The sequence below is a fragment of the Bacillus sp. P4_D3 genome, from assembly GCF_056401855.1.
Map to the genome: position 1 here is coordinate 1 of NZ_JBFUIN010000967.1, position 1,016 is coordinate 1,016.

Consider the following 1,016-nt stretch of genomic DNA (forward strand, 5'->3'; position numbering starts at 1 on the left):
CGATATGAATACTCTTTTAAAAGATGCCCTTCCTACAATTGAAGGAAAAGGCGGCGGGAATAAAAAGAGTGCTCGCGGCGGTGGGAAAGCAATTATGAGTGGAGATGAGTTTTTAAGTCGGCTTGTTTCTTCTTTACAGTCAGCAGTGTAGATTATTTTATGAGGAAGATGTCATCTAGTGAAGCTTTTTGACTAGGTGGCATCTCTTTTTGTTTTACTAGCAATACCTTTTCGTCTTCAATTAAAATTCCAGTAACCCGAACTTACATTACATTCGTCATAATCTCTCCCCTTTTTCTATTAAATTTACAAATAAACCCTTCCACAAAAAGAACATATGTTTTATAATTAAAGAAAATTATGGAAGAAAGAAGTTGTTACATCTATGCGTCCACCTTTAACAAAGTCTATATCACTTGAAGATTTCCAAAACTTTTATTGGTTAAAAGCAGAACTCCAAACATTTTGTCGTGAGCATGGTTTGTCAGCTAGTGGCTCTAAGATTGAAATAACCGAGCGTATCTCACATTATTTACATACTGGTAAAATATTAAAAAACAGCTCTAGTCAAAAGGTGAGTAAAGCTTCCCTCTCTTATAAAGAACTTTCTCTTCAAACGATTATTACTAACAATCACCGCTGTAGCGAAGATGTCCGTGCTTTTTTCAAAGAAAAAATCGGAGCAAACTTCCGCTTTACAGTAGCTCTTCAAAAATTTTTTAAAGAGAATGTTGGAAAAACATATGAAGACGCGATAACGTTTTGGTATGAAGAAAACGAACGAAAAAAAGATCCTACATACAAAACAACTATCAGCGCGCAGTTTGAATACAATCGTTTCACTCGCGACTTTTTCGAAGATCCAAATAACAAAGGGAAATCAAAAGCTGATGCTATCGCTGCTTGGAATGAAATAAAAGCAAAACCTGGTAGTAATGCTTATGTTCCTCAAAAAGTAGAAAACTAGTCCCTTTCTAGTTTTCTACTTTCTCAAATAATAGCGCAAGCCCTTTTCC

The 1,016-nt window shown here is 35.3% G+C and carries 1 protein-coding gene and 2 pseudogenes; 2 read left to right on the forward strand and 1 reads right to left on the reverse strand.

Going from position 1 to position 1,016, the window contains the following annotated elements; all coding sequences use genetic code 11:
- Positions 1–151 (forward strand): annotated as a pseudogene (locus AC1DTM_RS28400) (alanyl-tRNA editing protein); the annotation flags it as partial.
- A 55-nt stretch (positions 152–206) separates the two neighbouring features.
- Here the strand turns inward: AC1DTM_RS28400 and AC1DTM_RS28405 are convergent.
- Positions 207–326, reverse strand: a pseudogene (locus tag AC1DTM_RS28405) (NUDIX hydrolase); the annotation flags it as partial.
- A gap of 59 nt (positions 327–385) precedes the next feature.
- Between AC1DTM_RS28405 and AC1DTM_RS28410 the strand changes: the two are divergent.
- Positions 386–967, forward strand: a complete 582-nt coding sequence (locus AC1DTM_RS28410; protein WP_002128513.1) for a DUF6434 domain-containing protein — start codon at positions 386–388, stop codon at positions 965–967.
- The last annotated feature ends 49 nt before the right edge of the window (positions 968–1,016 follow it).

What these genes read in the sequence shown, in the direction of transcription:
- AC1DTM_RS28410 (WP_002128513.1), top strand. Translation starts at nt 386, where the DNA reads ATGCGTCCACCTTTAACAAAGTCTATATCACTTGAAGATTTCCAAAAC.